We start from the raw sequence: 19,925 nt of genomic DNA, 5'->3' as shown, positions 1-19,925 counted from the left end.
GTCCGGCTGCGTCCAGCGAGTTCTGCAGTTGCGCCGCGTCGTCGCTCGTGCCGGCCACATCGACGGCGCCGGCCACGACAAGCATCAGCGGCACCATGGCGATTGCGGTCGCCAGCGCGAAATTGCCGCGCGTCGAAGCCCAGAACCGTCTGATCATGGCAGCACCCCTCGCCGGAAACGGCAGAGAAACTACTCCAGCCGTCTCTACGACGGATTTCCGAAAAAGATAAAATGCAGCAAAAGCTAAAATCGCTGATTTATCCGCAGCTTCACCTTAGGTCTTATATGAAGTGGGACCTAAGTCTGAGTCGCGGCCGCGCAGGGCGGTAGATATGCATACAAGGGTCTGAAAATCGCAAGTCGAGGAAAAAAATTAGCCATTCGTTTATCGCGGGGTGTTGAACGTGGTGGCTGGGATAGCTTGGGCGCGCTCGGCCATGAACACATTCGGTCGGATTTTCAGACAGTTCGTCTCCCGCCGCCTGCGGCGCGGCGAGAGCGGCAATGTTGCGACGATCTTCGCGCTCACCCTGCCGATCGTCGTCGGCGGGGCAGGGCTCGGCGTCGAGACGTCCTACTGGTACTATTCGAGCCTGAAGCTGCAGGCGACGGCGGACGCCGCCGCCTATGCCGGCGCGCTGGAAAAGATCCAGGGATCGGACAATGCGACGATCACGGCGGCCGCGACCCAGTCGGCGACCGACAACGGCCTCGGCAATGGCACCATCACCGTCCACACGCCGCCCACCTCGGGGCCGAACACGGCCAAGAAGGCAGTCGAGGTCATCCTCAACCAGAACCTCGATCGGATGTTCACCTCGATCTTCACGCAGACCAAGGTGCCGGAGCAGGCGAGGGCGGTGGCGCTCATCACCGATGCTTCCAAGGCCTGCGTGCTGGCGCTCAATCAGTCGGCCTCGCAGGCGGCGCTTTTCTCCGGCAGCACCAGCGTCAAGCTGACCGGTTGCTCGGTCATGTCGAATTCGAGCGCCGCCGATGCCATCAAGGTGCAGGGGTCGGCAGGGCTTCAGGCCGACTGCCTGATCTCGGTCGGCGGCGTTTCGCTGAACAACCCGGTGACCACGACCTGCAAGTCGCCGTTAACCCAGGCCTTGCCCGCGTCCGATCCATTCTCCAGCCTGCCGGCGCCCTCGACCAGCGGCTCTTGCCAGAATGTCAACAGCGGCAAGTCAACGCAAACAATCCAGCCCGGTACCTACTGCAATGGTATGAACCTCAACGGCAATGTCGCGCTTTCTTCCGGCACTTACGTTGTCCAGGGCAATTTGAAGATCAACGCCGGCGCGGTCATCACCTGCGCTGCACCCTGCACCAACGGCGTAACCATCTATATGACGGGCAGCAACACCATAAGCATGAACGGCAACGCCACGGTGACGCTCAGCGCGCCGACCTCGGGGACCTATTCCGGCGTGCTGTTTTATGGCGACAGGACGGGCAACGCCGCACAGAGCACCTTCAACGGCACGGCGACTTCTTCGCTGACCGGGGCGATCTATTTCCCCAAGCAGCAGGTCAATTATCTCGGCAATTTCTCGGGCGCGAACGGCTGCACCCAGGTTGTGGCCGACACCATCCAGTGGTCGGGCAATTCCACAATCAACCAGAACTGCTCGAGCCTTGGGCTGCAAGACATCCCCGCCGCCCCGTCTGTTGCGATTGTCGAGTAGCCGCGTGGCGCCGGCAGCGATCCGCTTCCGCAAGAATCGCTCCGGCGCGGCCGCGGTGGAATTCGCGCTGGTGTTGCCGGTGCTGTGCGTCGCGCTGTTCGGAATCGCCGATGGCTGGTCCTATGTCACCAACTCGATGGCGATGCGGGCGGGTGTGAAGACGGCGGCGAATCTGCTGCTGGCCGGCGGGGGAGACGACACCGCCGTTCAGGCCGCCGCTCTTGCGAGTTGGGAGAAGAAACCCTCCGATGCGGCGATCACGGTGACACGCACCTACAAATGCGGAACGACCGTGGTCACGTCGTCGACCACCTGTGCGGGATCGAAAGTACCTTCCATCTATGTCCAGATCCAGGCGTCGGGCACCTGGGTTCCGCCGTTCACCTTCGGCGTCTTCCCGGGCAATAGCGCGCTCAGCCATCAGCAGGTGGTCCGTGTCCGCTAAGCAAAAAACCAGGCTGTTTGCCAGCGACGCCTCTGGCGGCGCCGCGATCGAGTTCGCGCTGATCGTGCCTTTCCTGATCATGCTTCTGTTCGGCATCTTCGCCTTCGGCTGGTCGATGAACAACGAGTCCAGCGTGCGCTATGCGCTCGAGGCCTCGGCGCGCTCGCTGCAGCTCGACAGGACGATGACCCAGGCTCAGATCCAGACGATCGCGACGCAGAAACTACAGGCGCTCGGCTTGCAGAACGTGACAGTGACGATCACCACCGACCCGCCGAGCGGCGGCTTCAAGATGGCGCATGTCAGCGCCAGCTATGCCTTCGTCATCAACTTTCCCTATTTCAGCGATTTTCCGATCAATTACTCGACCACTGTCACCGTGCCGCTGATCAACAGCTGAAGCACGTCTCCCCAAAGTGGGACTTCGTTTCGGGTCAAAGCCAGGGCTAAGCTTAACAAGCTGTGTGGGCCGAAAGATTGCGACACGCTTCAGGCATGCCGAGGAAGAATATATAAGTATATATCTGGGATTGGCCGCAAAGCAGGATAAGAACACCTCGGTAGCGCGCCCCAAGCGCTGGTGTGGCATCACCGCTCCCGCGGGTTGCCCGAAACGATGCCGCGCACGTCCGAAAATCGCCTTTATAAACAGGCGTCTTGTACTCCTCGACGGACGCTGGCCGCATAACGTTGGGCCCATGGTCCGACGGGGGGTGGGCCTTCATTGTTCCAGAGGGCGGACCTGACCTTAGCCAATTTATTTATGCTATAATTTCAACAGCTTAACAGGTATTCAGCCTGACGGACGAAGCTTCTTCTGCGGATACTCTCTTGCCGCGACCGAATTTGTCTAAAAGTTACTCCAAGCCGTTAGGGAAATCTCATATGACGCGATCTAGCGGTTGGGCATTGGTGGCGATTCACCTGCGGAGAAACATGATGACAATCCGGAAAACACTTTTGGCTTCGCTTGCCATTCTGGCGCTCGCGGCTGCTCCCGCACTCGCCGGAGCCGGCGGCAATGGCGGTGGCAACGGCAATGGCGGCAGCCATGGCGGCGGCAACGGCAATGGCGGCGGTAACGGCAATGGCGGCGGTAATGGCAACGGCGGCGGCAACGGCGGCAAGGGCCAAAGCAGCAAAAGCGGCGCCTCGCACGGCAAGTCGGCATCGGCAAAGGCCGCCAAGTCGCAGGTCGACGATGCAACCGATGACGACACGACGGACGATACCACTACGGCCGCCACCCCGAAGGAAAAGAACATCCATGCCAAGCTCGGCCGGCTGAACTCGCTCCAGCGCAACATCAATGCCTACATGAATTCCAAGAGCAAGAAGTTCGCGGGCATTCAGGCTTATGTGACCCAGGCCGCCGTAGCCCAGAACGCGCAGGCCAAGCTTGACGCGGCAAACGCCAAGCTGGCTGCCGACCAGGCCCAGCTCGGCACGCTCACCCAACAGCTCGCCGACCTCAATGCAACCGACACGACCAACATGACGGCCGAGGAAAAGGCGGCTTTCGATGCGCAAGTTGCCGACGTTCAGGCGCAGATCGACGCCCAGAACGCTGCGATCGCCGCTGACACCCAGGCGGTGGCGGATGCCCAGGCCGCTGTGACCGCTAACCCTGCCCCCGATGACGCCACGCTTGACGCCGCCCTGCAGGACATGGCCAACAAGCCGGTCGATCAGGAGGTGACGGACTGGGCCAAGGACGTGCTGGCCGACAAGATCGACCAGGCGGCCGCGGCGACGTCTACGCCATAAGGCACACGCGGCGAAGCTGCCGCAGTGGAATGCATGCATGCCGCCGGGGCGACCCGGCGGCATTTTGTTTGGCTTGACGGCAATGCATTGGAACGATGGCTACAGACCAGGGGAAGGCCGGGGGGGATCCTGGTTGCGGCGAGCAGAAACGCCAAGCCGAGGCACAGACGGAATTCAAAAAAAGGCTCGCCGTTGAGGCGAGCCCAAATAGCAAAAGCCGAGGTGGTCAGACGGCTTCTACCCGCGCCCGAAGGTTAACATGCGGGGTCTACCGACCGAATAACATTAGTTAAGGAATAGCTAAAAATCCCTCGGCGTCCGCACCGCTGGAAGCCTTTCGTCGGTTTTGGTCGGCGTTGTGCCACGTGTTTGAAACGGTGGCAGAACCGACGGCGGTGACGCAGACCGGGTAGTCGAAAATCGGCGCGCCGAAAACGAGTTTGACCGGGAGCTGCGTGGTCAGCTCCCGGCCCCCGGTTGCCACCCCCGAGATCTCGCTGTGAATGTCGTACTACGATATAATAGCCGGCGTTGGAATGGGGAACGGGCAATTTCTTTTGCGAGCCGCCCTGCATTGGGGAAAACAACTGCAGGCCCGGGGACCGCTGCCCCGCCGGCGCCAACTCTTGCGGGCCTTTTTGCCTCGCCTCACGCTGTGCGCAATGCACACCAAAACTTCGCTGCCTTGTGGCTAATATGCGTTGCGGTGTGTAGCTTAGCGGGTGAGGGATTTCACAGGGCATTGGGAGGACAACAAAATGCCACGGGTTTCGGAGCTTTTCTTCAAGACGGCCATCGTCTTTCTCATCCTGGGCATAGCCGCCGGGCTGCAGATGGCGATTTCGGGCGACCACGGCGCCTTCCCGGCGCACGCCCACATCAACCTTCTCGGCTGGGTGACCAGCGCGATCTTCGGCGGTTACTACGCGCTCAATCCGGCCAAGGCAGAGCGCCGCATCGCCATGATCCATTACGGTCTCTACACGGTTGGCCTCGTGATCATGCTGCCGGCGCTCTACTGGATGTTGGCCGCAGGCCATCCGGAGATCGAGCCGGTCGTGGCGATCGGCTCGCTGATCGTCGCCGCCGCGGTGCTGACCTTTGCCTTCATCGTCTTCTCGTCCGCGGAGACGGTGCGCTCGGCCACGGTCGCTCCGGCGCAGTAACCCTCCCAACAGCGCGTCGCCTGAACCGGCCCAGTGCGACGCGCTCAATTGCTCGATCGCACGCGGCCAAGATTGGCACGTCATCCTGTGGCGGAGCAGGGAGCGAAGCGACGCGGCGCAGACTGCAGGCCGTAAGCTCAGAGCGTTCCGACGGTGCAGGATTCTGCCGCGCTGCGTTCCTCGACGAGGTCACAGCGTGGGTTCTCGGGTCTTCGCTCCGCTTCGCGTCGCTACCCAAAAGATGACGGCGCTGGGGGCTTTGGCCGGACGCTGAGCCGCCTTACGGCAGCAGCCTCGGGAACAGCCGCGAGATCAGCGCATGGACGATGCCGTCGCGCTCGAACGGGCCGGGCAGCTTGGCGGGGGCGCCGGCGTCGCTCGCCTTGCTCTCGTCCGTGGCCCGGCCTTCGGCTTGCACGAGCCACAGCACAGCCACGAAGTAGCCTGCCTGCAGCACCACGCCCGCCAAGAACGTCCAGCCAAGCGACTGCCAGACGGACCCGGTGGACATGAAGGTCCAGCCGAGAACCACCAGAAGCGTTGCCGTCATTCCCACAAGAAACTGCGGAAAATACATTTGCCCAACCGAGCGCCGCGACCAGTTAGGGTCTTCGACGATCTCGCCCATTGCTCTACCCATGTTGACCCTTGCACCTTTTCCGCCAGGATCGCAAGACTTCACGCAGACCCCTTGCCATAGGTCTTAACTCCGGCCCGCCGAAGGACCTATGCCTCAGGAACCAAGCCGAGGCCGATTCCGTTCCCTCGCGGCACGATGATCAGGAGCAGCTAATGAACCGCAGCGGGCTACCGGGCGTGCTGGCGTGTTGCGCCTGCTTTCGGCCCGTGCATCACCCTTCGCCGCCGCTGAAATGCTGCTGAGCTGAACCCGGCCGCCGGTTGCCGCAGTGTCCGCCCGCCGAGCACGGCCCTTCATCGGCGGGAGACGGCTCCGCCCTTCCGCGAAAGAAGCGGAGAGTTAGCTCTGACCTCCATTCGGGCGGATCACGTCGCGGCCGGCTCTGGGCTGGCCGAACAGGTTATCGGGATTGGGGCCTTGGCTGGACCAGTCTTGTATCGAAGGCGTCGGGCAGGCGAACGTGCGCCAGTGCCCTGACCGATCCCGTTGTCATGGCATCCGGCGGCAAGAGGATGACCATCTTGGCCTGGCGATCCGGCCAGAGTGGTCTGCCGCCTGTGAAGAACACGAGCGCCACAACGCAGATCAGAAGAACGGCGGCGAACAGGTTCGCAATGATCTCTCCGAGTTGCATGCAGCACCCCCAAAAGGAGCACCCGCCGCATCGCAGGTAGCGGCGGGTGCGAACAACCGACGATGAAGGGACCTATGCTCGCCAGTCGTGACTCCAACAAGATAACTGCCTGTACGTTTCGAGAGGGGGACCAATGCCCTACCAAACCAGACCTCAGTCCGACGGCTGTGTTGCGGCGAGGGCGGGCGATAAAGCTTTGATGGGGCTGCCCCCGGCCGCGGGGAGGGGGCGTTTGCGCCCGCGGCTGAAGCGACATAAGAAAAGCCCGCCATGCCTTGCGGCACGGCAGGCCTCCTGTCGGAAATGCTGTCTGGATCAGGCCTCCAGGATCACGACGATCCTGTAGGTGTCCGGATCCACGATCACGATGCGCCCGTCGGCCAGCACGAAATACTCATAGGTTTCGTAAGCCGGGACGATCTTGACGATGCGGGGCGGCAGGCGATGCAGCCGGATCTTTTGCCGCGGAACCTCGACGCCGACCGAGATGTCGAAGCTGACATCGCGAACCGGCTGGACGTTGGTCTCGCGGATGATCTGCGTGATCTGCGTCCGCTGCTCGACCGTCACATTGGTGATCGAGGCCGTCTTGTCCTGGTCGGCCTGGACGTTGCCCTGAGCGTTCTGCTCAGTGGTCGTGCCGGTCTTGCCCTGAGCGTTCTGCTCGGTCTGCATCTTGGTGGTGCCCTGGGCGTTCTGGTCGGTGGTGGTGCCGGTCTTGCCCTGAGCATTCTGCTCGGTCTGCACCTTGGTGTTGCTGTCAGCCTTCTGCTCGGTGCTCGTGCCGGTCTTGCCCTGGGCCTGCTGTTTCTTCTTCAGCGTAGTGTTGTCCTGAGCATTCTGCTCAGTCTGCACCTTGGTGCTGCCCTGAGCATTCTGCTCAGTCTTGGTGTCGGTCTTGCCCTGCGCCTGCTGCTTCTTCTTCAGCTGCGTATTGTCCTCGGCGTTCTGTTCGGTGCTGGCGCCAGCCTCGCCCTGGGCATTCTGCTCAGTCGTCATCTTGGTGGTGCCCTGGGCATTCTGCTCGGTCTGAGACTTCATCTTGCCCTGGGCCTGCTCGCCAGCCTTGCCGCCCTTCGGGCAGTCGGCCTGGCCGGCGGCACAATTATCGCCGCCGCTCGGCTGCACGGACTCGGTCTGCGCCATCGCGGCGCCGCAACCAACGCCGAGCGCGATCATGCTCGTGATCAGAAGATGTTTCATCTGATTTCTCCTCGGAAAGTCGGTCCCTTCGTTGGTTAAACACGACTTGGAAGGCATTGTTCCGAGATTGTTTTGCCAAGCGGCGGCGGCGTTCCTACGCCGGCGGATGCGCGGAATTTTGCAGGAACAAGCCGTGGCCCTCGGCGTTAGGACGGTGCCGATCGGCTGTGGAAATCGCAGGCGCAGCAGAGGAGGCGATTGACCACACAAAGGAGACGACCATGAAAATGCACATCACCACCGCCGCCGCGGCCCTCCTGCTTTTCGCCGGCGCTGGCGCCGTCGCTGCGCAGGACACCGTCGTGATCGCGCCCGAGCAGGAAACCGTCATCAAGGAATATGTGCAAAAGCAGCCGCTGGCTTCGGTGAAGGTTCCCGGCATCGAGCTGAACATCGGCAGCACGCTTCCCGAGACGGTCGAACTGCACGAGGTGCCGAACGTCAAATATCGCTATGTCGTGGTCGATAACCGGACTGTGATCGTCGACCCCGGCACGCGCAAGATCATCAAGGTGCTCAATTAACCGATAGCGTAATCGGCCGAACGGATGGCCCGCCGCCGGTCACGGCGGCGGGCGGTTAACGGAAAATTATTAATTTACGATATCCTAACGGAACCTTTGACCCACACCCAAGTTGGGCGCTTTGGGTCAAATCTGTCTCATGGGCAACACAAACCAGTGGCAGAAACAAACCTGTCTCATAGGCAACACAAACCGGTGGCAGAAAGCAGAATCGGGCGGCGGCGAACAGGCATGGGCAGGGGCGAGGAGGACTAGTTAACATGTCGAAACGAGAAATCGGAACATCCCGCTCGCTCGGGATGCGCGTCGCCGAGTTGCGGGCCAGGATGGAAGACGCCCACATCACCGCACATGAAATAAAGACCTTCCAGAAGGTCGCGGCCATAATGGGGGGCGGCGATGGCTCCCTACGCATCGATGCGGACGATCTGATCGCCGCATCTTTCCTCACCGAGTCGTGCGAAGCTTCGCTGAACTGACAGCCGTCATCGATGTCGACTGGCTGCCGTCCAGCACTGGGCGGCAGTGAGCGGCGCTACGCCGCTTGGCGCGACAAAAGCCTTCGGCCGCGAGGGCTTTTTCGATGATGCTTGGTTCCATAAGCCCGATCCTATAGAACCGGACTTCAGCAGCCTGTCACGCCAGCGGCCATTGCCGGCGCTGCTGGCTTATGCTCCTGGCCTTGACGCGTCTGATCTTGGCTTCGCGTAGCGCGGTGACCGGGTCGACGCCGGTCCACAGAATGCCGGCCTTCTGAGCGAATGCCACGAAGGCCCGCCGCGCTTCCCCGAGTTTCCTCTCGCCTGTCCGCGCTGCCTCGCAGGTCTGCACGGCCGCGGTATAACAATCGCCGCGCATCGCCGGCGGCCATTCTTTGAGGAAATTCTGCATCGCCGCCAGGGAAGCGATCTCGCGCTTGAAGCCGGCCCCGACTGCGATCGCCACCGGCGCGCGGAGCGGCATGTCGCTTGTGATGTGAACTGCAGTCATGGCGGGCCTTTGCTTGTCGAATTATTCAATTCAAACAATGCGAAGCCGCCCCGGCGGTTCCGCCGGCAACAATCAATTAGGCGCCGCAGACGGAACAAGACCCCAATGCACGCGTTTGCCCCGGGAGCTCCTATGTTCGACCTGCCAGGGTTTCCGCGACGGCGGAGGCGGGCGGAGCTCGCCAACACAACAGGAGACTTATGATGAAACGCACCCTTATTCCTGCTGTTGCCGGCCTTGCTCTGATCGCCGGCGTAGGCTTTGCCGCTGCGGACCAGATCATCGTCACGCCGGAGCAGCAGACTGTAGTCAAGGAATATGTCCACAAGCACCCGATCGCCTCGGTCAACATACTGGGGCTGGAACTGGGCGTCGGCTCGACGGTGCCTGACACGGTCGAGCTGCGGGAGGTGCCGGACGTTCAGTACAGATATGCCGTGGTCAACGATCGCACTGTCCTGATCGATCCTGGTACACGCAGGGTCATCCACGTCATCGAGTGATCTTACGCTTACGAGCCCCGATCCTCCCGCCAAACCGGCGGGGGGATGCCGGCTCCTAGGAAGGAGTCGCAGCCATGCATCATCCCCATGTCGAATCAGTCGACTGTGCAAAGGCGGTCGACCAGCTTCTGGCCGAACGCCGCACTGGCCTCTTATCGATGAAGGAAGCGATTGGCCTGTTGCGCAGGCGCACCGGAACCGAACGCTCTGACGCCGATTTAGCCGCATTGATTACAAAGAAGGCGGCGTATCTGGGAGTCGCTATCGTCTCCGACGTGCACTGAAGAAATCGCTGCCGAAGTTCAGGCACCTACGCGTCGATGCGCAAGACGCCACCAGAAAATTCAGCTAATGTTTCCGTCGGGGAGCGGCCCCACTCAAAGGAGGCGACAGTGACGGACGACAGGCAGGAACGCATTCGCCGGCGGGCGCACGAGATCTGGGAGCAGGCGGGCCGGCCGGAAGGCGCGCATATGGAGCACTGGGACCAGGCGGCCGCCGAGATCGACGCCGAAGTAAAGCCGAAGTCCAAGGCCGCGCCCAAAAAGACGGCCGCCGCCAAGCCGAAGTCGGCCAAGGCCGAAACGCCCGCCAAAGCCCCCGCCAAGGCCAAGGCTCCTGCCAAGCCGAAAGCCAAGGCCTAACCCCAGCGGCCGTTCCGCCGCTGCCATCCGCACAATCGAAATGTAGCAAGCCCGCGCCCGAAGATTTAGGGCGCGGAGGTGGAGGCTGAACGGCTATCGCCTCCCTTGCTTCCTGGCGTATTGCGCAACGGCGCAGAGGAAAGCCAGCGCGGCGGTATCGCAGGCCGCCCGCGACGGCGACGGACCCTTGGCAAAAAGCACCGCGTCCGCGATCGGGATCGTCAGCCCATGCTTCCTGGCGAATGAGGTGACTTCGTAAGGCTGATCGTCGGCTGGTGCGCCGATGTCGATTTGCTGGTCTATCAAACGAGTTCCTCCCTGGTACGCGACTATGCCTTCCTTCGCCCGAAAGGAATTAACTACCGGCCGCTCGCCCGCGTCCACCAATTGGCAATTGTGTGAAACGATACATTTGTCGAGGTGCATCCGAAAGTTGCAAAAGGGAATTCTCTGCACCCGGCGCGGGCGGAAACCATTCCGTCGCCGCGCTCCTTCGCGCCCCTCTGTTTCGTCGCGTTTGGTGGTCTTCCTCCGCGAAGAAGGAAGACATCTCACTCCCAGGCATCGCTCGATTTTGCAAAGCGCACGCCCGCCGCAGTCATCGCGCACTCGCATTCGCTGATCAGCCTGAGGTTCCTCGAATATCGCGCGATCGTTTCGGGCAGCCAGGCCGCGCAGGCCTCGATATAGCCGCGACCGTGCACCAGCGTGCCGGTCGAAAGCCGGTCGTCCTTCTCGGCGATCACCTTCAGATATTGCCGGATGAAGCGGATGTCGTCGGCGATGTCCTGGCTGGCCATGCGCCACGCGCCGGCCAGGCGTTCGCGCTCGGCGAGCGGCAAAGGCGAGAGCAATGGGGCGAAAGCGGCATGGTTCGCGGTGTTCAAGAACATCCCCTCAACGAAGGGCAATATCGTACATTAGGTACGAAAAGTGGTCAAGAACGTTTCGTACAATTTGAACGATAACTCACTTGGACCGTCTCATGAAACCGTCGAGCTCGATGCGCGCTTCGTCGAGCGCCCTGCCGAGGACCAGGTCCACCATCTCGCGCCTGTCAGGCTGAAGCAGTTGCAAGCCTTTGCGCAGCGCCTCACGCCATGCTTCGCCCCGGTTCCACGCTTCCGCGAAGGCATGGGCGAGGTCGTCTTGCCGACGCGTGGTCTCGAGCGCCTCGACCAGCAGGCTTGCTTGATGCAGGTCCTTCTCCCGCTTGGCGGCAGCGCTTCCCGCGCGTCGCGCCGCGACGATCAGCTTGTGGACCGCAAAGCGTTCGGGCGAGGGGACCAGCACCGGCACGCCGGAGCGGTGGAGCAGCACTGCCCGCACCGGGTCTCGGATCAGGAAATCGAGGAAGCGCAAGGGCTGGGCCGAGGCGCCGCCCAGCGACGGCATCGGGCTGGCATGGTCAGCATGCTCGTCGCTGCCTCGGTTCGGAGTGAGGAATTCTATGCGGTAGCGCGAAGCATTCTCGAACTGCGTCGTGCGCCCCGCATCGGTTCGGTGCGGGATTTCCCGGAATGTCGGGTCGACCGCCTTCAGCACCTCGATGAGCGGCGGCATGCTGTCGTCGACTTCGGCCGAGACGGAATGGAACTGGGCAAAGTCGGCATCGCCGGTCTGCAGCGCGGCTCCTGGCAGTTTGACGCCGAGATGCCCTGCATAGGTCTGGAAGGCGACGGTGCCGACGAGCACCGCGCGCAGGCGGAAGAGCCCGGCCTTTTCCAGCGCCTCGACGACGTCGCCACTGAAAGCATCGGGCGCCGCCAGGCCGGCGTCGCGAACCAGCGTGGAGACCAGCTTGCGGCGAGCTCTGAGATCGTCCTTGATCTCCTTGAAGGCCGCGACCCGTTTGGCGATCTCGGGATCTTCCGCCGGGCCGACATAGCGCCTGGACTTTTGCGGCCGCGTCTCTTCGAAATACCAGTAGTCGCGGCCTTTCACCGGCACGCGCACGAAATTGCCCGCCGTCGAGAAATCGGTCTCGAAGGAGGCATCCAGGCTGCGCTGCACCAGCTCGGCATAGAGGGTACGATAGGCAAGATCGATGGTCTTCATGGCCGCCCCCGGGCGTGCGCAGCGTTATAAGAAACCTGCAGTTTTCTTATAACTGGGCCTTATTCGGCGAGACTTCAAGAGCGTTATAAGAAACTGGTAAAAATCTTATAACGACCGGCATCTCCTAGGAGAGATGGGCCACTCTTCGGCGGATTGGGGAAACGGTTTGCCCGGTGCGGTCGACGTCACGCCCGAAGACTCGACCTGGAAGGCGTTGAGGCCGGGCTTGGAAGCTTGGAGCAGCGCAGCTTCCGTTACGCCGATTACGGCTGCCGGACGAGCACACCACCTTGATCATTTCCGGAAACGCGTTCCTTGGCGCCAACCGACAAGCCGCCGCCGCTTTTTTCGAGGAACGCGGGCCGGCTACGCCTTCGCCGTCGACCGCGCGAAGCACGCAGGCGACCCGCTGATCGCGGCGAACGACACGCTCACCAACCCGGCGCTGAACGACCGGCATTTTTTGAAGGGTGCTAACGGCGCCATCGGCACCATGGACATGGCGAAGATGGAAGCGATGGGCGGGTATTTGTTTGCCTCGGGAATACTGCTCGACGGCAACGGCAAGGCGTTGAAGGAAAGGCCATACTTCGAGACCTACCCGTAGCGCAGGTAATTGTTGCAGGTGGCCGGCGTTTCGCGCGCAATGACATGATTGAGCATGTCGAGTTGCGCCGAAAGCGCTTGCGAGACCGCGCTGTCCGGAGCTGAAGGCAGGAGCGGTGCATATCTGTGCCGCAGATCGGCGACCGCCTGTCTGCTGGTATTGCGCACTTCTGTTTGGCTTCCGGTCTGGGCGGCGGCAGTGATCTTGCGAAGCATCGCATCGTAGTCGTCCGGAAATTCGCGTGCGATAGCCTCAACGATCTGGAGATCCTGCTTCCGGATCTAGGCATCGATGTAGGCGGTGGTCACAGGCTGGGGCGGCTTCGCCACCGACTCATGGTGATATCTGCCGCCGCCGAACATCGCTGGTAGCACTTTTGCCTCAACGAAGCTCAAAGGGGACGACCGCCTCCACCTGCAACCATTTTCCACGCGACATCCGCCCCTCTAAAATGCCTGTCTAGTTCAGTCCGAGGCTCAGCGCCTTCTTGCGGTCGGCCTCGGCGCGCTTCAAATCGCCCTTAGCTCTCCAGGAATGTGCCCTCAAATCGTAGGCGTCGGCATATGTCGGGTCGATCTCGATAGAGCGGCTGTACTCGGCGATGGCGCCATCGTGGTCGCCTTGGCTTTCCTTGATTGCACCTAGACCGAAATGGGCGCCAGCGCTCTTCTTCCGGTCCAGGCTGATCGCCTTGTTGAAGTCTCGCGTTGCGCTGTCGATGTCCTTTTTTGCCGCATAGGCAAAGCCGCGATCGATGTAGAAGCGCGCGACTTTGGGATCCAGTTCGATCGCCTTGTCGAAGTCTGTCATCGCACCCTCGTAATCGGCCTTCTCCAGCCTTTTGGTTGCCCGTCCGTAGTAGGCCATGCTCCAACTCTGATCGATCTCGAGGCCTCGGTCATAGTCGGCTAACGCCCGGTCAAGCTCGTTTTTTTTCCCCCACAAAGCGGCACGCCCAAAATAGGCATCGCTGCTCTTCGGCGCGAGTTCGATGACCTTGCTGAAATCGGCAATGGCGCCATCATAGTCATGGGTGTCGGTGCGGACCATCGCCCGTCCGCGATAGCCGGCGGGGTTTTTCGGATCGAGTGCGATGGCCTGTTCGAACGCGGTGGTGGCGCGTGCATACTTGCGTTTCTTGTACCAGACGTAGCCGTGGTCGACGATGGTCTTCAAGTTGCTCTGGTCAGAGCCGACAGGATCGCTTCCGGCTGACTTGCGTTTGGCCGCCACGGCGAGCTTGCGGCCCTCCTCGGCTAGGGCCAGCCTTGGATCCAGCTTGAGCGCCTGGTCGTAGTCGGCAATCGCCTGGTCGTAATCGCCGTTGGCGAGCCAGGCGCTGCCACGCCCGAAATAGATTGGCGCAGAACTGGGGTCGATCTTGGCCGCGCGGCTGAAATCGGCGATCGCTCGATCCAGTTCGTTCTTCTTGCTCCAGGCGACGGCGCGGCCGAGGTAAGCTTCGACGTAGGCAGGATAGAGTTCGATCACCTTGCCGTAATCGCCGATGGCCGCGTCATACTTGCCCTTCGCTACCAGCGACATGCCGCGCCCCAGATATGCGGACGCCATTTTCGGATCGAGCCTGATGGCTTTGCTGTATTCGGCAATGGCGCGATCATATTTGTGCCTCTTGTAGAGGGCATCGCCGAGATCGATGAAAGCCTTGAGCTTCTTCGGATCAGGCCCGCCGGCTTCGGCCGCGACATCGCCTTTTCCTCTTGCCGCGTCGGCCGCCTTGCGGCTGACCAGGTAATCCGGATTGTGCGGGTCGAGGTCGATTGCCCGGTCGAAATCGGCGATGGCGCCGTCATAGTCCTTCCTGTCGGCCCGTGCCATGCCGCGCCCATAATAGCTGGCGGCGTCTTTCGGATCGATCGCGATCGCTAATGAATAGGCGGCGATCGCCCGCCCGCCGTCGCCCTTGGCGTGCCAGGCCATGCCCTTGCAAAAGAACGCGTCGCGCGCCTTCGGGTCGAGCGTGGCGGCATGGCCGCAATCGGCAAGCGCGCCCTCGACATCGCCCGACATGGTTTTGGCCATCCCCCGGCGAATATGGGCCGAGACCAGATCCGGAACGAGCTGGATCACCCGATCGTAGTCGGCGATCGCCAGGTCGTAGGCGCGCTTGGCGGCCAAGGCCTTGCCGCGGCCGAAATAGGCGAATGGGCTACTGGGGTCGAGCGCGATCGCCTTCTCATATTCTGCGATGGCATGGTCATATTTGCCCGCGTCCGAAAAGGTGTCGCCGCTCTGCACCGCGCTCAGGACACGTGGGTCGGTCGCCTCGGCCGCCTCCAGCATCTTTGAAGCGGACAGTATTCGCGTTGGGCTCGCTTTGCCTTGGCCGAGTTGCTTGGCCAAGGTTTCAACGGCGGCCGCAACAGAGGGCTGCAACTGTTCCATGCCCACTGGCGGCGCCGGCCTGTTTTCGCCAACGGCAGCCTGCTCGTCACAGCTTCCAGTCCGCTTCAGGTCGAGTTCGATGGCACGCCGGCAATCGACTGCCGCGCCGGCCTGATCGCCCTTGAGCATCCGGGCGCGGCTGCGACCGAAATAGGCGTCGGCGTTTTCGGGATCGAGGCTGATGGCCTTGTCGAAATCGAGCAATGCGCCGTCCACGCCATATTTCGACAGCCGCATCTGGGCGCGCTCGAGCAGGATCCTGGCGGTCGCCGGATCCCTGCCTGGCTTCGCGGCGGTCGGCTTGCCTTGCTCGCCGGGCAGGTGTTCCCTGCACGTGCCTGCCCGCTTCGGGTCGAGCTCGACGGCTCGCCGGCAGTCGCCGACGGCGAGATCGAAATTGCCAAGCAAGGCCTCCGCGATGGATCGGTGGTAGTAGGCATCGGCGTTGTAGGGATCGAGGCCGATGACAAAGCTGAATGTATCTATCGCGCCCTTGGGGTCGACCTGCATCTGCTGCAACCCCGATTTCATATTCCAGTCGATGGCGGCAGAATTGTCGCGCTTGGCATAGAGTTGCGGCGGCTCATACGTGGGAGGCGCGATAGGCTTGGCCGCCTGCGGCTCAGCTGGGATTGGGACATGAGCCTGACTGGTCGTAGCGCCCGGTGACTGCAGCACGGGTTGCCCCTCGGCCCTGCGCTTGCCAATCTGGACGCTCAGCCGTTCCTTTCGGTAGTCCGCGTTGGCCGGGTCGAGCGCGATTGCCTTGTCCAGGTCCGCTATTGCCTTGTCAGGATCGCTCGCCTCCCAGACAAGCGCCCTCTCGAAATACGATTTTGGATCGTCGGAACTGATGGAAATCGCTTTGTCGAGATCGGCAAGCGCCTCTTTCGAATTGCCGACTCGAGCCATAGTCATGCCGCGCACGCGGTAAGCCGGGGCGTTGGCCGGGTCGCGGCGTACGGCTTCATCCAGATCGGCGATAGCGCGGGCATAATTCTTCTTTAAGCCCCAGCTCTTGGCGCGGTTGAAGTAAAATGCGGAACTTGCTGGATTGAGCCGGATCGCCTCGTCGAATGCGGCGATGGCGCGGGTATGGTCGCCCTTTTCCTGCCATTCTATGCCGACCGCATTTTGGGCGGTGGCGGTTTTCTCGCCACCTCCGTCGCGCGGCTCGCCAAAAGCCTCGGCGATCCGGCGTGAGCAATCACGCCCTTTGTCTGCATCGACGCCGGCGATGTGCTTGCAATCGGCTTCCGCGCGCCTGCGCTCGCCCTTGGCGATCCATGAAAGTGCGCGGTCATGGTAAGGCGTGATGGGGTCCGCGCGGACGCTCTCTGCTTTGTCATAGTCGGCTTGGGCCCGCGTGGCGTCGCCCTTGTCCTCCCAGGCGACGCCGCGCACGCCATAGGCCATCTCGTTGGCGGGATCGATGTCGATCGCCTTGTCGCATTCGACAATCGCACGGTCGTGCTCGCCTTTCTTGTTGAGTGCCCTGGCGCGGTCGGCATAGAGGTTGGCATCGTCCGGCGTGAGCGCGATTGCGCGAGTGTAGTCCGCGACGGCTCGCTCGAAATCTGCCTTGCTCTCCCAGGCAATGGCGCGATTGGTGAAGGCGGGCACGTATGTCGGATCAAGCGCGAGCACCTCGCTCATGTCGGCGATGACGCGGTCGATATCGTTCTTCTGCGTGTAAGCCAGGCCACGCCAGAAATAGGCGTTAACGCGAAGATCGGGAATCTCGGCGCTGTCCTCGGCGATGGGCGTGCAGGCGCTAATCTGCTGGTCGGCGGAGAGGGCGCCGTCGCTGAAGCAAGTAGCGTAATCCTTGCTCTCTGCGAGGGCCGGACTGCGAAGCCCGCCAAGCAGCACCACTATTCCCGCCGGCGCCAAAAGCGGGCCAAATGAAAGCCATGCAACGAATGCGCGGGCGAACGCGCCGGTGCGGCGTGACACGGTTTTGATCCTCCCCCCGGAGTTGCCGCGGCAGCGGCTGCAATTACCTATATAGTTCCGTTTTTGTTCCGAAATGCAAGCAGAAATTGCGAACGCTATCCTGTGTTCGCTCTCGGCCAAAGAACGCAACCCTCAAAGCCTGGCAACGCGAAGTTCTTCTTGTTCTTCGTTGCGCAATGGTTTCTCAGCGAGATTGTCTCTCACATATCGATCATTGAGCGCTTGACCCGCCCGATGATGGTGATCGCCCCTTCGAGCTCCGGCGGCGGAATGTCGAGATAGGACGCCGGCTGGAAGGGCGGGGTGTCGTTCGGGCGATAGCGCTTGTAGGTGGCGCGGCCGGTTTCGTCGGCGATCACATAGCAGCCATTGGTCACCAGACGCTTGTCGCGCAGGTTGACGAAGATGATCGAATCCGGCGGCGAGATCTTGTTCATCGACGGCCCGTCGACGCGCAGCGCAATCCACTCGCCTTCCTCGAGATCGGCGGTGGGGATGGTCGGATAGTCCGAAAGGTTGACCACGCTGTCCTGGCTGCCGAGCTCGCCGGCGCTGATCCACGATACGATAGGCACGTCGATGGTGATGGGCGAGGGCGCGAGGTGAACAGGCGCGGCTTCGGCGCCGTCGACGTCAAACAAAAGCCAGCCGGGGTCGACCCCGAACAGCCGGCCGTATTTCTCCGCCGCCTTGCGCGACAGCGGCCGGTTGCCGTTCTCATGGCTGATAAGGGTGTTCTTGTTGATGTCGCGCAAGGCCCGCGCGGCATCGCTGGGCGAGGCATAACCGGCCTGCGCGCGCGCCTGCTGCAATCTGTGCCGAGAATCCATCATCGTACAAAATGCCTGAAAATTATCGTCCAAATTGTACGATTTCGCTTGTGCGTCATTCGTACATAACGTACGCTTAGCGCATGAATGAGCCTACCGCAAGCATTTCCGCATTCCCTGCGAGCATCTCGGCCGCGAATGGGCCGGGGCTGCCCGCGAGCATCTCGGGGCCGCCCACGAGCATCTCGGGGCTGCCAACGAGCATCTCGGGGCTAATTGATTCCTGGCAGAGTATCGGCGCCTTCGCCGCAGATGTCGGCTGCGGCTATGAAGCCGCCCGCCAGGTGCGCCGTCGCGGACGCATCGCGCCGCAGCACTGGCCGCATGTGGTGGCCGCGAGCCGCAGGCGCGGCATTGCCGGTATCAGCTACGAATGGCTGGCGGGCCATCGCGCCGCTGCCGCCATGCAAGGGGAGGCGGCATGAACGCGCTTGCCTCGCCTGTCGAATTCCAATCGTCCGGGCCGTCCTCCTCCCCGGTCCGGACGCTTTCCGGGGCCTCTGCCCCGGATCCGGTCGAACCGCCCGCACCCCGGTTCACCGGAACGGCCGGAGCCGCTCCTCCCCCGGCTCCGGCCCCCAATTCGGGCCGGCTCGTCTCCTGCATCCGCACCGAGGACGGCACCGTCATCCTGTTCGACCGCAAGGCGGGCCTGGCGGTGTCGGGCCTGACCCGGGCCGCCGCCGAGGCGGCCCTTCTTCGCCTGCTTGGTGCGGCGCCCGGCGCCGCCTGATCCCAACCGTTTCCCTGACCGACCAACGGCCCCGCGGCCGAACCCTGGCGCTTGGCGACATGCCGAGCGCTTCGCAACCCTTCGCAAGCAATGGAATGAGACATGGCTGCCGCCTACACCGAAAAGGAAATCGACGAGATCGCCGCCTGGCTGAAGGAGGGGCTATCGGCCTCGCGCATTGCCGGCCGCTTCAGCGCGCTGCGCGGCAGCCCGGTCTCGCGCAACGCCATTATCGGCATCGTGCACCGCGACGCCGGCCTTCGTGCCATCGGCTTCGCCAACCCGAAGGGTGGCCGCGCCGGCGGCAGGCCGCGGAAACATGCACGGCCGGACCGGCCGGGCCGGCGGGGCAGGGTGGCGGCCGGAGGTGTCACGCTCTCCGAGCCGGCAGCGCTTTCCAGGCATGCCGAACTGATTGAGGGCGCCGGCGCCGCAACTGTCAATCTCCCCCCTTGCGGGGGAGATGCCCGGCAGGGCAGAGGGGGGTGCTGTCCCGCCAACCTATCCGCTGTTGAGCTATCCACGCAATCGGATGCCCGCACTCCACCGAAACCCAAAAAATCCAAAGCCCACAAACCCGCGCGCACGCTGCCGCCCGCCTGGCTTTCCCCCGGCACCCGCGAAAAGTCCGACGTCCAGCTCTACAAGCTCCCCGCGCCGCCGCCCCCGGTAAACCCCGGCCGCCAGCCGCATGTCGCGGCGATGCGCTTCCTCGATTGCCTGTTCAAGCGCTGCCGCGCGCCGATCGATCTCGCGCTGCGCGAGGAGGCGGACGAGGATCCTGTCGGCGCGCGGCCCGGTCCCGACATGCTCTGCTGCGGCCTGCCGACGTCGGCCACGCGCTCCTACTGCGCGCATCATCATGCGCGGTTTCACGGCCATCGCGGGAGGGGGATGTGAGAGTGGCAACAATGAAGGCGCCGGCGGCGGAGTGCTCAATCTCCCCCCTTGCGGGGGAGATGTCCGGCAGGACAGAGGGGGGTGTGAAGGAACGCCAGCCTCGCCAATCCTTTCAAGGTACGACAGCAGTACAATCGGCAAAGTGGAGGACAAGCAGAGCGGATAGGGTGGCGGGACAGCACCCCCCTCTGGCCTGCCGGCCATCTCCCCCGCAAGGGGGGAGATTAG

25 protein-coding genes are annotated in these 19,925 nt (G+C 62.6%); 14 read left to right on the top strand and 11 right to left on the bottom strand.

Annotated features, from left to right (window positions below; genetic code table 11):
• A partial coding sequence (locus tag EOA32_RS40540; RefSeq protein ID WP_281013509.1) for a pilus assembly protein TadG-related protein occupies positions 1–157 on the bottom strand: 157 nt, incomplete at its 3' end.
• A 280-nt stretch (positions 158–437) separates the two neighbouring features.
• Between EOA32_RS40540 and EOA32_RS09040 the strand changes: the two genes are divergently transcribed.
• From EOA32_RS09040 to EOA32_RS09020, 5 genes are all read left to right on the top strand, one after another.
• Positions 438–1,691 carry a pilus assembly protein TadG-related protein gene (locus EOA32_RS09040; protein ID WP_128371533.1) on the top strand — a complete coding sequence of 418 codons (1,254 nt, stop codon included), beginning with the start codon at positions 438–440 and terminating at the stop codon, positions 1,689–1,691.
• A gap of 4 nt (positions 1,692–1,695) precedes the next feature.
• Entirely contained in the window at positions 1,696–2,136 is a 441-nt protein-coding gene (locus EOA32_RS09035) for a TadE/TadG family type IV pilus assembly protein (RefSeq protein ID WP_128371532.1), read from the top strand.
• Positions 2,126–2,536: a TadE/TadG family type IV pilus assembly protein gene (locus EOA32_RS09030; RefSeq protein WP_245430685.1), complete on the top strand. Its 411-nt coding sequence runs from the start codon at positions 2,126–2,128 to the stop codon at positions 2,534–2,536. The genes EOA32_RS09035 and EOA32_RS09030 overlap by 11 nt, the downstream gene beginning before the upstream one ends.
• 539 nt (positions 2,537–3,075) lie before the next feature.
• The gene (locus EOA32_RS09025; RefSeq protein ID WP_128371530.1) at positions 3,076–3,903 is read left to right on the top strand and encodes a hypothetical protein; all 828 of its coding nucleotides are present in this window, start codon (positions 3,076–3,078) and stop codon (positions 3,901–3,903) included.
• Positions 3,904–4,661: 758 nt separating this feature from the next.
• Positions 4,662–5,069, top strand: a complete 408-nt coding sequence (locus EOA32_RS09020) for a hypothetical protein (RefSeq protein WP_095824576.1) — start codon at positions 4,662–4,664, stop codon at positions 5,067–5,069.
• 280 nt (positions 5,070–5,349) lie between these two features.
• Here EOA32_RS09020 and EOA32_RS09015 read toward each other — a convergent pair whose 3' ends face one another.
• From EOA32_RS09015 to EOA32_RS09005, 3 genes are all read right to left on the bottom strand, one after another.
• Entirely contained in the window at positions 5,350–5,697 is a 348-nt protein-coding gene (locus tag EOA32_RS09015; protein WP_245299725.1) for a hypothetical protein, read from the bottom strand.
• A gap of 412 nt (positions 5,698–6,109) precedes the next feature.
• Complete coding sequence (locus EOA32_RS09010; protein ID WP_095783409.1) at positions 6,110–6,343, bottom strand: polymerase; 234 nt, start codon at positions 6,341–6,343, stop codon at positions 6,110–6,112.
• Positions 6,344–6,658: 315 nt separating this feature from the next.
• Entirely contained in the window at positions 6,659–7,546 is an 888-nt protein-coding gene (locus EOA32_RS09005; RefSeq protein WP_128371529.1) for a DUF1236 domain-containing protein, read from the bottom strand.
• Between the two features lie 221 nt (positions 7,547–7,767).
• Here EOA32_RS09005 and EOA32_RS09000 point away from each other — a divergent pair, with 221 nt between their 5' ends.
• Both EOA32_RS09000 and EOA32_RS08995 read left to right on the top strand, forming a co-directional pair.
• Entirely contained in the window at positions 7,768–8,070 is a 303-nt protein-coding gene (locus EOA32_RS09000; RefSeq protein ID WP_128371528.1) for a DUF1236 domain-containing protein, read from the top strand.
• 260 nt (positions 8,071–8,330) lie between these two features.
• Complete coding sequence (locus tag EOA32_RS08995) at positions 8,331–8,549, top strand: hypothetical protein (protein WP_067001044.1); 219 nt, start codon at positions 8,331–8,333, stop codon at positions 8,547–8,549.
• A gap of 157 nt (positions 8,550–8,706) precedes the next feature.
• Here the strand turns inward: EOA32_RS08995 and EOA32_RS08990 are convergent, their stop codons facing one another.
• Positions 8,707–9,060, bottom strand: coding sequence for a DUF982 domain-containing protein (locus EOA32_RS08990; RefSeq protein WP_245499213.1), 354 nt, complete (start codon positions 9,058–9,060; stop codon positions 8,707–8,709).
• A gap of 203 nt (positions 9,061–9,263) precedes the next feature.
• On the opposite strand from EOA32_RS08990, the gene EOA32_RS08985 reads away from it, so the two are divergent.
• The 3 genes from EOA32_RS08985 (at position 9,264) to EOA32_RS08975 (ending at position 10,207) form a co-directional block, all read left to right on the top strand.
• On the top strand, positions 9,264–9,563 hold the full coding sequence (locus EOA32_RS08985; RefSeq protein WP_067001089.1) for a DUF1236 domain-containing protein: 300 nt from the start codon (positions 9,264–9,266) through the stop codon (positions 9,561–9,563).
• A gap of 74 nt (positions 9,564–9,637) precedes the next feature.
• Positions 9,638–9,847, top strand: coding sequence for a hypothetical protein (locus tag EOA32_RS08980; protein ID WP_067001047.1), 210 nt, complete (start codon positions 9,638–9,640; stop codon positions 9,845–9,847).
• Positions 9,848–9,955: 108 nt separating this feature from the next.
• Positions 9,956–10,207, top strand: coding sequence for a DUF2934 domain-containing protein (locus EOA32_RS08975; protein WP_095778871.1), 252 nt, complete (start codon positions 9,956–9,958; stop codon positions 10,205–10,207).
• Positions 10,208–10,300: 93 nt separating this feature from the next.
• Here EOA32_RS08975 and EOA32_RS08970 read toward each other — a convergent pair whose 3' ends face one another.
• The 3 genes from EOA32_RS08970 to EOA32_RS08960 all read right to left on the bottom strand — a co-directional run bounded on the left by EOA32_RS08970 (position 10,301) and on the right by EOA32_RS08960 (position 12,265).
• A complete protein-coding gene (locus EOA32_RS08970; protein ID WP_067001092.1) occupies positions 10,301–10,513 on the bottom strand; it encodes a hypothetical protein in 213 nt (70 codons plus the stop codon).
• Positions 10,514–10,758: 245 nt separating this feature from the next.
• Positions 10,759–11,094, bottom strand: coding sequence for a hypothetical protein (locus EOA32_RS08965; RefSeq protein ID WP_128371527.1), 336 nt, complete (start codon positions 11,092–11,094; stop codon positions 10,759–10,761).
• Between the two features lie 82 nt (positions 11,095–11,176).
• Positions 11,177–12,265: a GSU2403 family nucleotidyltransferase fold protein gene (locus EOA32_RS08960; protein ID WP_128371526.1), complete on the bottom strand. Its 1,089-nt coding sequence runs from the start codon at positions 12,263–12,265 to the stop codon at positions 11,177–11,179.
• 133 nt (positions 12,266–12,398) lie between these two features.
• Here EOA32_RS08960 and EOA32_RS08955 point away from each other — a divergent pair, with 133 nt between their 5' ends.
• Positions 12,399–12,872: a hypothetical protein gene (locus tag EOA32_RS08955; protein ID WP_128371525.1), complete on the top strand. Its 474-nt coding sequence runs from the start codon at positions 12,399–12,401 to the stop codon at positions 12,870–12,872.
• On the opposite strand, the gene EOA32_RS08950 is transcribed toward EOA32_RS08955, so the two are convergent.
• From EOA32_RS08950 to EOA32_RS08940, 3 genes are all read right to left on the bottom strand, one after another.
• Positions 12,863–13,087 (bottom strand): hypothetical protein, encoded by a 225-nt coding sequence (locus EOA32_RS08950; protein WP_128371524.1) that lies wholly within the window; start codon positions 13,085–13,087, stop codon positions 12,863–12,865. The genes EOA32_RS08955 and EOA32_RS08950 overlap by 10 nt on opposite strands.
• Positions 13,088–13,331: 244 nt before the next feature.
• A complete protein-coding gene (locus tag EOA32_RS08945) occupies positions 13,332–17,234 on the bottom strand; it encodes a tetratricopeptide repeat protein (protein ID WP_189407017.1) in 3,903 nt (1,300 codons plus the stop codon).
• A 200-nt stretch (positions 17,235–17,434) separates the two neighbouring features.
• Positions 17,435–18,067 (bottom strand): S24 family peptidase, encoded by a 633-nt coding sequence (locus EOA32_RS08940; protein WP_128371522.1) that lies wholly within the window; start codon positions 18,065–18,067, stop codon positions 17,435–17,437.
• A gap of 80 nt (positions 18,068–18,147) precedes the next feature.
• Between EOA32_RS08940 and EOA32_RS08935 the strand changes: the two genes are divergently transcribed.
• The 3 genes from EOA32_RS08935 (at position 18,148) to EOA32_RS38475 (ending at position 19,697) form a co-directional block, all read left to right on the top strand.
• Positions 18,148–18,489, top strand: coding sequence for a hypothetical protein (locus EOA32_RS08935; protein ID WP_245499212.1), 342 nt, complete (start codon positions 18,148–18,150; stop codon positions 18,487–18,489).
• Entirely contained in the window at positions 18,486–18,797 is a 312-nt protein-coding gene (locus EOA32_RS08930) for a hypothetical protein (protein ID WP_067001068.1), read from the top strand. Before EOA32_RS08935 ends, EOA32_RS08930 begins: the two co-directional genes overlap by 4 nt.
• 102 nt (positions 18,798–18,899) lie before the next feature.
• On the top strand, positions 18,900–19,697 hold the full coding sequence (locus EOA32_RS38475; RefSeq protein WP_189407015.1) for a GcrA cell cycle regulator: 798 nt from the start codon (positions 18,900–18,902) through the stop codon (positions 19,695–19,697).
• The last annotated feature ends 228 nt before the right edge of the window (positions 19,698–19,925 follow it).

Source organism: Mesorhizobium sp. M1A.F.Ca.ET.072.01.1.1 (assembly GCF_004023325.1).
GTDB lineage: Bacteria > Pseudomonadota > Alphaproteobacteria > Rhizobiales > Rhizobiaceae > Mesorhizobium.
Note: the sequence above shows the minus strand (reverse complement) of the source record. Positions and strands in the feature narration are given on the sequence as shown.

Excerpts from the sequence above, each read along its gene's own strand:
- EOA32_RS09040 (WP_128371533.1), top strand. The coding sequence starts at position 438 with ATGAACACATTCGGTCGGATTTTCAGACAGTTCGTCTCCCGCCGCCTG.
- EOA32_RS09025 (WP_128371530.1), top strand. The coding sequence starts at position 3,076 with ATGACAATCCGGAAAACACTTTTGGCTTCGCTTGCCATTCTGGCGCTC.
- EOA32_RS09020 (WP_095824576.1), top strand. The coding sequence starts at position 4,662 with ATGCCACGGGTTTCGGAGCTTTTCTTCAAGACGGCCATCGTCTTTCTC.
- EOA32_RS09015 (WP_245299725.1), bottom strand. The coding sequence starts at position 5,697 with ATGGGCGAGATCGTCGAAGACCCTAACTGGTCGCGGCGCTCGGTTGGG.
- EOA32_RS09010 (WP_095783409.1), bottom strand. The coding sequence starts at position 6,343 with ATGCAACTCGGAGAGATCATTGCGAACCTGTTCGCCGCCGTTCTTCTG.
- EOA32_RS09005 (WP_128371529.1), bottom strand. The coding sequence starts at position 7,546 with ATGAAACATCTTCTGATCACGAGCATGATCGCGCTCGGCGTTGGTTGC.
- EOA32_RS09000 (WP_128371528.1), top strand. The coding sequence starts at position 7,768 with ATGAAAATGCACATCACCACCGCCGCCGCGGCCCTCCTGCTTTTCGCC.
- EOA32_RS08995 (WP_067001044.1), top strand. The coding sequence starts at position 8,331 with ATGTCGAAACGAGAAATCGGAACATCCCGCTCGCTCGGGATGCGCGTC.
- EOA32_RS08990 (WP_245499213.1), bottom strand. The coding sequence starts at position 9,060 with ATGACTGCAGTTCACATCACAAGCGACATGCCGCTCCGCGCGCCGGTG.
- EOA32_RS08985 (WP_067001089.1), top strand. The coding sequence starts at position 9,264 with ATGAAACGCACCCTTATTCCTGCTGTTGCCGGCCTTGCTCTGATCGCC.
- EOA32_RS08980 (WP_067001047.1), top strand. The coding sequence starts at position 9,638 with ATGCATCATCCCCATGTCGAATCAGTCGACTGTGCAAAGGCGGTCGAC.
- EOA32_RS08960 (WP_128371526.1), bottom strand. The coding sequence starts at position 12,265 with ATGAAGACCATCGATCTTGCCTATCGTACCCTCTATGCCGAGCTGGTG.
- EOA32_RS08955 (WP_128371525.1), top strand. The coding sequence starts at position 12,399 with ATGGGCCACTCTTCGGCGGATTGGGGAAACGGTTTGCCCGGTGCGGTC.
- EOA32_RS08950 (WP_128371524.1), bottom strand. The coding sequence starts at position 13,087 with ATGCTTCGCAAGATCACTGCCGCCGCCCAGACCGGAAGCCAAACAGAA.
- EOA32_RS08940 (WP_128371522.1), bottom strand. The coding sequence starts at position 18,067 with ATGATGGATTCTCGGCACAGATTGCAGCAGGCGCGCGCGCAGGCCGGT.
- EOA32_RS08935 (WP_245499212.1), top strand. The coding sequence starts at position 18,148 with ATGAATGAGCCTACCGCAAGCATTTCCGCATTCCCTGCGAGCATCTCG.
- EOA32_RS08930 (WP_067001068.1), top strand. The coding sequence starts at position 18,486 with ATGAACGCGCTTGCCTCGCCTGTCGAATTCCAATCGTCCGGGCCGTCC.
- EOA32_RS38475 (WP_189407015.1), top strand. The coding sequence starts at position 18,900 with ATGGCTGCCGCCTACACCGAAAAGGAAATCGACGAGATCGCCGCCTGG.